Annotated in this window: 6 protein-coding genes; all 6 read right to left on the bottom strand. The window is 51.9% G+C overall.

Annotated elements, in window-relative coordinates; genetic code table 11:
• On the bottom strand, positions 1 to 3,267 hold a 3,267-nt coding region (locus L975_RS09765), incomplete at its 3' end, for a DUF6531 domain-containing protein (protein WP_230400801.1).
• A 465-nt stretch (positions 3,268 to 3,732) separates the two neighbouring features.
• The gene (locus L975_RS09760) at positions 3,733 to 4,647 is read right to left on the bottom strand and encodes a DUF4123 domain-containing protein (protein ID WP_072033054.1); all 915 of its coding nucleotides are present in this window, start codon (positions 4,645 to 4,647) and stop codon (positions 3,733 to 3,735) included.
• 6 nt (positions 4,648 to 4,653) lie between these two features.
• Complete coding sequence (locus tag L975_RS18160; RefSeq protein ID WP_156121192.1) at positions 4,654 to 5,550, bottom strand: hypothetical protein; 897 nt, start codon at positions 5,548 to 5,550, stop codon at positions 4,654 to 4,656.
• 215 nt (positions 5,551 to 5,765) lie between these two features.
• Positions 5,766 to 6,545, bottom strand: a complete 780-nt coding sequence (locus L975_RS09750; protein WP_218185589.1) for an ankyrin repeat domain-containing protein — start codon at positions 6,543 to 6,545, stop codon at positions 5,766 to 5,768.
• Positions 6,542 to 7,930 (bottom strand): PAAR domain-containing protein, encoded by a 1,389-nt coding sequence (locus tag L975_RS09745; RefSeq protein WP_047708394.1) that lies wholly within the window; start codon positions 7,928 to 7,930, stop codon positions 6,542 to 6,544. The genes L975_RS09750 and L975_RS09745 overlap by 4 nt, the downstream gene beginning before the upstream one ends.
• Positions 7,931 to 7,939: 9 nt before the next feature.
• On the bottom strand, positions 7,940 to 9,144 hold a 1,205-nt coding region (tssI, locus tag L975_RS09740), incomplete at its 5' end, for a type VI secretion system tip protein TssI/VgrG (RefSeq protein WP_047708392.1).

Below are 9,144 nucleotides of genomic sequence, written 5' to 3'. Positions count from 1 at the left end.
GGATAACGGTTGCCCATCGCTGGGCAGAATATGGGAGAGCTCGCAGAGGTTCAGCTCGCTGTCATAACCAAATAGCTGGGCCTGACGCTCGTGACCGCGCTTGCTGCGCTCGGCCACCACCTGACCGTTGCCATTGAGCTTCCAGCCCTGTTCACCCCAGTGGCTGTCGTTGACCCCAACCAGCCGGTCGAGGGCATCATACTGGTAGTGACGCGACAGGGTGTCGGGCACAGCGCCACTCGCCGGCACCAGGGATTGAGAGAGCAAGAGCCCGGTGGCACTCCACCCTTGATGGAGGGCAAACCCAGCCTCGCTCTGGCGCACCTGCTCGCGCCCTTGCCGGTCGTGGGCAAACTGCAGAGGCTGGCGGCTGCCCACGGTGAGCTGGGTCAGTCGCCCTTGCTGCCAGGACAGCCCCAGCGGCGCCAGCAACCCGGTGATGGCCTCACGCTGGCCCGCCTCGCCATAATGGCTCTCTATCGTCTCGCCATTGACGCGCTCACAGACCATCCGGCCCAGTGCATCCCACTCGTATTCCACCACCGCATCGGCGTTGCTGGCCCGCAGCAGACGATCGGCGGCATCATAGGCAAAGTGGGTTTCACTCTCTTTTGCCCTCGCCGTCGGGTCACTATACTCGCCCTGGGCACGCCAGGCTTCAATTCGAGCCAGTCGCCCCAACACATCATAGTGATAGTGCAGCTCGCGATGATCCGGTGCCCGGCGCAGTACCAACTGCCCCGCCACATCGTAACGGTAGTCATAACGACGCCCGTCATAGTGCACTTCCGTTGCGACCCGGCCGCAGGCATCAAACTCATAGCGCCAGTGATGCCCCTGACTGTTGGTGACACCGGCAAACTCGCTCTCGGCGTTGTAGTGATAGCGGGTGGTGGCCCCCAGCGGGTCGGTTACGCTCTGAAGGTTGTCAAAGGCGCCATAGGTCAGTTGGTGGTGATGGCCCAGCGCATCGGTCAGCCGAATCAGATTGCCTTCGATGTCGTAATCAAAGCGACTCTCGGTACCATCTTCATAGATGACCTTGCTGGGTTGCCGGGCGTGGTGACGATACTCCCAGCGACGTACCAAAGCACCTTGTTCACCCTCCTGATAACGGGCGACCAGACGGTCTTGCTGGTCATAAACAAACCGCCAGGGGGTACCGCTAGCCGGCTCGAACCGAACCGGCAGCCCTTGTTCCCCATAATGCCACTGGCTACGCTGACCGATCGGGTCGGTCACCGCGGCCAGCAAACCCTGAGGGGTATACTCATGACGCCAGCATTGCCCCAGCGGGTTGGTCACCCCTTCAACGAGCCCCTGAGGGTTATAGCTGTATTGCCAGGGCTGACCGAGCGGGTCGATATAGGCCAGCAGCCTGCCCGCATCATCGTAGCCATAACGGTGGGCACTGCCATCGGGCAAGGTCACGCACGTCACTTGTCCCCACGCATTGCGTTCAAACTCGGTGCGCTGGCCCAAGGGGTTGACCAGTGCCGCCAACTGATTGTTCACCCATTCAAAGCGGGTTTCGCCGCCATCCGGCTCACGGCGCAGCAGGATATTGTTGCGCTCATCGCGCACATAGGCGGTGACGCCACCAAAAGCGCTGTGGTAATAGCTGGTGAGGTTGGCATCGTCATAACGGAAATGATCTTTCCAATAGCCGCCCGCACAGCGGTTGGCCAGACAACGGCCTTGCGAGTCATAGTCGTGTTCGACCCAGGTTTGGGCGAGGTCACTCCAGCGGGTGAGCCACCCTTGCGGTGAGTATTGGTAATCAAAGCTGCGTCCGGCACCCGCCCTGACCCGCAGTAAGGCGCCGCTGTCGTCATATTCATAACGGGACAGCTCGCGAGGTGGGTCAAACTCCGACACCACCAGGGTAAGCGCAGAGACATTGCGCCCCTGATGGCTGACCCGAATATGGCGACCATCAGCCAACAAGACGCGCACCAGGCGACCCCGCTCCCACACCCAACTTACCCGGTTGCCACAGGCATCACTCATGGATGTGAGATAAAGGTGGGGGCCACGGGCATGCTCGAAGCCATAACGACGACCATCCAGATGGTGCAGTTGCAGCAGACCTTCGAAGCGGGTCAACCGCCACTCGGGGTTGGAGGGGCTGTGTGCCCACTCACCTTCGTCAGGCAGGGTAAAGAAGGCCTGGTTGAACTCGCCATCGGTGAAGATGACCATGCCCTCTTGCAGCTCCAGCGACATATCCCATTCCGTGCGCCAGAGAGTCCCCAGAATACCCGGACGACGTTGCCCGCCAGAGCGGTAGTAACGGGCCAATCCGACCGGCAACAAGCTAGCCAGGCGCCAATCTTCGCGCTGTTCAAACACGAAGCCGGTGGCCATATCGACTGGCTCACCTTTCTTTTGGCACGTTTTTGTGGAAGCGCAGTTATTACCATCAGCCTGTCCAGCGCGAGTCTTTTCGGCTGGTGGTTTACCTGCATCATGTCCCTCGCCCTTGTTGCGACCGGCATTGAAGCCTTCTGGCACTTCGGCTCGTCCCTTAGCTCTAGGTGAACCGGTGACACGTGTCACAACCTTGCCAATAAACTCGTCAAATTTCGCGGCGATATAGGCAAGGGATGCATCAAATTTTGCCGAGAGTTTTTCCAGTGCATGGATAATCCCGGTGATTTGCTCCTTCATCATGGCAATTAGCCAGCGGTTGCTGGCAGGGTCTATCAGCATTTTTTTCAATGCAGCAATCACCTGCAGCAAAAGGGCTTTGGCTTTTTGACCATATGTTTTTATCTGGGAGCGCAGCTCCATCAATCCTTTGATCAGGTTACCATTAGACAAACTACGAATGGTTTTGATGGCAAATTGGATGGATTTTCTATCTCCTAGCTTCAGCGCTCTGATAATAGCCTTACCACTGACCTTGATGGCATCTCCAAGGCCAGGAATAATACCAATCAAGCACAATGCACCCTCTGCGAGATGCATGTTATCATCCAACTTTGCCGGTGCTTTGTAAGTGTCATAACTCCAATCGCCGATGGCATAAAGGTCCATGACTTGGCCCACTACAGGCACAAACCCGAGCAACACTTCGCATACCAGGAGCACCGCTTCATTGCTACTGGCCTTGTCACCCAATTCAGCGGCAAGACTATGGTGTATCTTGTTGACCGCCACTTTGAGCTCGCGGCTGCCTTTGTTAATTTTTTTATCCAGCGCCCAAAAGCGCTTGTAAGCCTGGTTGTACTTATCCGGGACACTATTGAATATTCCACCGAGCATGCCGACGTTATCGACATCCACCTCATCTGCATCACTGTCAGAGGCGTCATATTCAATCAATCCTTGCTGACGCAAAATGAGAAACAGTGTGAAGTATTCACCTGCCAACGCAGCATAAGCGGGGTTGGATTGAAATACCGGGTTATTTTGTAGCGTTTCCTTGGGTTTAAATTCGTCACTTCCTTCTTCCAATAACAACTCGAAGGTGCCACACCCCATATCATAAATTCGACACAGCCCCTTGCTATCCGTTTTTCCTTTTATAACAGTCTTGTTACTGTCGGTCAGTACAAACGGTGCATTGGGAACAGGTTTACCATCATCATAGTGATAATGAATAATCACTTCGCAACCACATTTCACGCAACCACCAGAGATGATGTTATCGGTTGAGAAGTTTTTTTTGGCTGCTTCATCACTGGACAGCAAACTAGCCGTTTTATTTTTACTCATGATCCCCTCAACCTATCCCTTACCCAACTCGCAAAGTGCTTGCTCAAATAACCTGTCCATGCGGCTTTGTTGCCCAATTAATTCAGCCGGTTCAGCCATTATTTTTTTTGCCCAGGGATGCGCCATAAAGCCCACTGGCATTTCCAGCTTTAAACTCAGGAAGCGAATAACATCCTGCTGATTTTTGAACCCATGGGCGAATGCCTCTTGCTCACCCTCTTTAATGAAAGAGACCAACCGCTCTGACTGCCACTCCTTCACCACCGAATGATGCGCCTGGATATGCTCGATATACTCATCGTGCGCAACGCTATCTGACAGCGAGTTCAAGGCAGTCCACTGTGCGGGTGATAACTGTTGCGGTGCATGCCCTGCAAGGTCATGTTCTACCCGTTCAATGAGCTGGAGATACTCACAACCGCCATCCGGCGACATATCGATGATGGTGGCAACGGGACCAAACAGCGCTGTAGCCTCAGCTGGAGAGCTTACCGTTAAGAGGGGCTTGACCACCTGCCAGTCACTGAGCCGCAATATGGCAGTTTCATCTTCAGGTGTATCTATCCAGGACCACTGGCGCAGATGTGCAAGCAATGCTTGCAACTGTTGTAGCGGCGTATAGGCCAGCATGAACCAGTCGAGTTGGAGCAGCAGGCCCCAGCCTGGTTGATGGATGACAAGGCGCTGGAGCTCTGGCCAATTTTGTCGATGAACGGGGATGAGGTAGGGGGATATAGTGCTATGCAGCTTTCCCGTCTCCCCCCAATACAGCCTGGTCTGCTCAAGGCTACCGCCCCATTTTTCTGCCAAGCCTGGCACAGCCTCGTTGATGGCCGCTTCGGCAAACATGAACAAACCTTGCCCATCAAGCAACTGCTGCCACTCATCATCCTGATACTTGCCAGATATCATCACCTTGTTTGCCATCACGCCTTATGCTCCTTTGTCGTCAGCCTGGCCAAACATCCATTCACGTCGATGGAAATTGGCCCGTGAATCACGGACCAGTGCAACATCCATCTTGAATTTTTTAATGGCCATTGATAACGAATAGTGAGAAACCAATTTAATAAACTGAGGGTGCCGATAATAATCCGAACCGATGATCCAGCGGTGTGCGGACCAGGCCTCCCACTCATCCTCCGATGCAGTAGGATACAACTCACTTGCCAAGAGAATACCGCTTATGAAGCGCTGCTCCAGCCATGTTATATCCAGTAAAAATGGATAGTATTCGCTGGCTCTGACAAATAACGCTTTGGTCAAATGTTGATAACGCGCCTGATTGGTCAGTACGCGATAAGCTTCGGTACTCAACCTGTTTTCATATACATGCAAAGGTATATTTTTAGACGAGACTGACGTACTGATACACTCAAACTGTGAGTTTGAATAACATGTATCAATTGCCTCTGGAATATATATCACCCCAAAAGGCGATTCAAACTGCCACCTCGTTGACACATCTGTCATTGTCAGCCAAGTTTTTAGCGTAGCCGGTTCATGAAAAGGGAAAAAGACATGCCGACCATCGGGATAAAAACAAGTATGGCGAAGTAAACAAGCTTGCTGTATGTCGTCTATTTCGGCTGCTGCCGTAAACAACACAACGCCCGTATCAGGGTAGTGTTGATGGGATAATAGCCACAACAACAGGCTTTCTGTTGCTGAACCTTCGTTTATAGAGAGTAACAGTAACTCAGTGACCGGATAGCACTGCACACCATAGTCATTGGGCAATAGCCGCCACTCTCCCTGGCATTGTGGATACAGGGATTTCCAATAAGTGATGCCACCTTCGAACCTGCTGAGGTCAATAATGGCATACACATTAGCAGTCTCATTTCGGACTATATCGAATATAGGCAAAGACATTAGCACCACTTGTCTAACTATTAGATTAATTGGCAGTTTTTATCATGTTTGAATATGATAAATTGATTAGTAATGATAATGGGGGTATGGTGTCGGTGATGTCACAAAAACATTACCTTTAATGTCGAGGGTTATAGGGCAGTCTTTCCTGCCCCATTGGTCTCACATCACTATATCTTCTCACCATTGGCCCAACGTTCGCGTATTTCAGCAGGTGTCAACGGGGGAAATTTTATACCTTTATCTACTAAGAACTGTTTTACCTTAAGCGCCCAAGGATACTGAGGAGATGACTTATCCATCAGTGATAGACTGTGCTCAACTCGATAAGCTAAATCAGCTCCCGTTGCAGATCTCAGTTGATAATCCGCACCATGTTGCAGCAACCAATATACAACTTCATATTGATTGATCGATGCACCATATAGAGCGCTATTGCTACCAGGACCATCTGTCAGATTAAGATCTGCACCTCGTTCAACCAATAACTTGATATCAGCCCAGCGTGCCTCTCCGATGGCATTAAATATTGCGGGGACACCGTTCTCCCCCAACGAATTAGGTTCTCCGCCCGCATCCAATGCGACCTCCAGAAGTTCTGGATATTTGGAACCAGCAACAGAGCTCACAATATTTTCACCGAATCCATTCTTATAGTTGGGATCGGCACCTACTTTAAGGGCAAGTTTTACAGCCCTATAATCCTTAGTCTCATAAACTAACCAGAGTAGTGGTGTTAACCCTTCTTCTCCCTGAATATTGAGATTGACACCTTGCTCAATCTGACGACGGGCTGCGGCTTCATCACCACGCTGGATGGCATCCAGCACTTTCACTACCGGGGCGGGGAAAAACTCACTGGCTTGCATACTTTTTCCTCCCACTTGGCATGCCGATAACAAACCCAGCACTCCTACGCAGAGCACTTTTAAACGAGACAACCATATCATTTTACTCCTCCAAGTTTGCTGGTAATGGTGCCGATATCCTCACTCTTCTGCGCTTCAATCCCGGCAATCACTTGATCCATACCATGGCGAGCTATGGGATTTCCCCCTTGCGAGGGCAAGGGTAACATCTTGCCTGCAGCAGGGGGGAGTGTCCCACCTGCCAGAATCAGGCTTCCCAAGGCACCACCAACAGCCGCACCGCCTGACCCGCCCAATGCACCGCCGATCCCGGCAAACAGGGTGGGCACTGCCAGTTTCCCCACCCCTTGCACCATGGTGAGTACCTCGCCGTCCACTGCCTGGGTTGTGATCAGCTCACCTATTTTTTCCAGAGGTAGCCCCCCTTTACGACTCACGGTATTGGCATGTAACCCAGCGGCGTTAAAGGTATAACCGGGCAGTCCGGTAGCACCAACCCCCGCGGAGGCCAATCCTCCCCCTAATGAATGTCCTACGGCAACCAACGGGGATGAAGGTGAAGCTACTGCATCTTGTACCTGTGTTGCCAAATACATTGCCTGATTGTATTGCTTAGTTTCCGAGCCTATTCCCTGAGCCCCATTGGTCATCCAGTCTAATCGACCGGTGACCGCATTGTTGGTGCCCCGGTAGGTGAGCATGGTCTCGTTATTGATGGAGGATTTGAACAAGGCGGCACCAAACCCTGTCGTTTTATTCGTAAATTCTGCTTTTCCTAGCCCTGGTATTTTTTTGGTATCCACCTGAGAAAGGCCAACAGGCGCCGCAGGCAAGTCAGTTCGCGCACCGCGATTAAATTCATCAACGGCATAGACATACTGCGCAGCTTCAGCACGCAGAATACTGTCATTGTTAAAGCCCAGACGTTTACCGGCATCTGCCAATCCCGGCACCTTGGCTGCACGCTCGGATAATTGTTTACGCGCCTGATAGCGCAGCTTACGCTGTGCCTCTGTCAAGGTTTTCTCCACCTCTGGCAAGGCAACGGGAGCAGCCCATTCCAGCAATGTTTGCCATGGCACCAGCATGGGAGAAAGCGCCAGCAAGGGCAGCCGTTTTTTGGCCGTCTGCTCAGCACAGCTTTTGGCGGGAGATTGATAGGGGCTATCCCCAATGATCACATTGCCACTACCTGCCGCAACGGAGCCACCACAACCAATGGCATCCCCCACCCTTGCTGCCGCCTTGCCGTTGATAAACACATTGCTGGAACCACCGGAGATGGCGCGACTATGAATGCCATGGGGCATGTTGGGACAGGGGCAGGCATGGAGCAACACTCCATCCCCTTTACGTGCTGCAGGCTTGCCATTGATGATGACATCACCACTACCCGCAATAATGGGGGTCGCCGGAAAACAGCCATGACCGGCACAACTATCACCTAATCGGGCAGCACTTGGCATAATGACTCCTTAACGACGATCCGGTGCATCCGGCAGGGTGGGCTTGTTCGGTGTTTCAGGGTCTATTGCTACTGGAATACTACCTGAACCCGGCGCTCCACCATCATTAATCTTAACTACGTTACCGGTAATCGTGACACCTCCGGCATCCAGCTTGATAAATCCGCCAGGTCCTTTAACCGTCAATGATTGTCCGGCTTCTAATACTATTTCTTCTGCTTTAAGATAGTCATCAGTCCCCACAACAACTCGACGATGGGCGCCCACTAACAACTCATCTCCACCAGTAATGGCAGTTTGTCTACTTCCATCTAAATGCGTAATTTCACCACCACCAATAAAGCGTTTAAACGATGCCATTATCTTTTGTACGAAATGGCGGCCAATTAATTGATGATGATCTTGGCCTATCTGCTCTATGTCATCTTTAGCAATTGTTCTATGGCTGTGCCGATCCACGCGCTGAAACTGATCCTGATGGACGGTCAGATGCTGATCCAAGCCAACACTTTGCCGATGAATATGATTAATTACTACATCCATATCTTTTTGAGCATGGATATAAATTTGTTCTCTTAACACCTCATCTTCGAATCGCAACTCATTAAAACCGTTACCTTTATGGGTATCCGTTCTTAATAGTGTGCGAGTTTTATGTTCTGGTAACACGTAAGGCGTCTGATTCGTAGCATGGTAAGTTCGCCCCGTAATGATTGGCTGATCGGGATCGCCCTCCAAAAAACTTACTATCACTTCATGACCAATACGTGGAATCGCCATCATGCCATATTGCCCGCCAGCCCAACCTTGCGATACCCTAACCCAACACGAACTTTGATCGTTATATTTCCCGTATCGATCCCATGGGAACTGCACTCTTACCCGACCATACTTGTCACAGTAAATCTCTTCGCCGTCAGGACCGACTACCGTGGCTATCTGTGGGCCATCCACCATGGGCTTGTGCGGCATTACGCTACGCCATGGTGTTATGGCTGGAATGGCGGCAAATTGGTTGTAATACACCGTTGGCCCATTGCCGCCCTCTTCTTCCAGTGCTTGTGGCTGTTTACCGGTATGCGTTATTTGTACCACCTGCCAATCGGTATTCAGTACAGCATTGGGATGCTCACTGAGTGTGAAAGCTAAGCCTGGCATCAGTTGTGGGGCATTCGACTCACCGTCACCGGTAATGGCATCAGCACGTAATGCAT

It is taken from the genome of Plesiomonas sp. ZOR0011, from assembly GCF_000800945.1.
Lineage (GTDB): Bacteria > Pseudomonadota > Gammaproteobacteria > Enterobacterales > CAMTGL01 > Plesiomonas > Plesiomonas shigelloides.
This window is presented reverse-complemented; position numbering and strand designations above follow the sequence as displayed.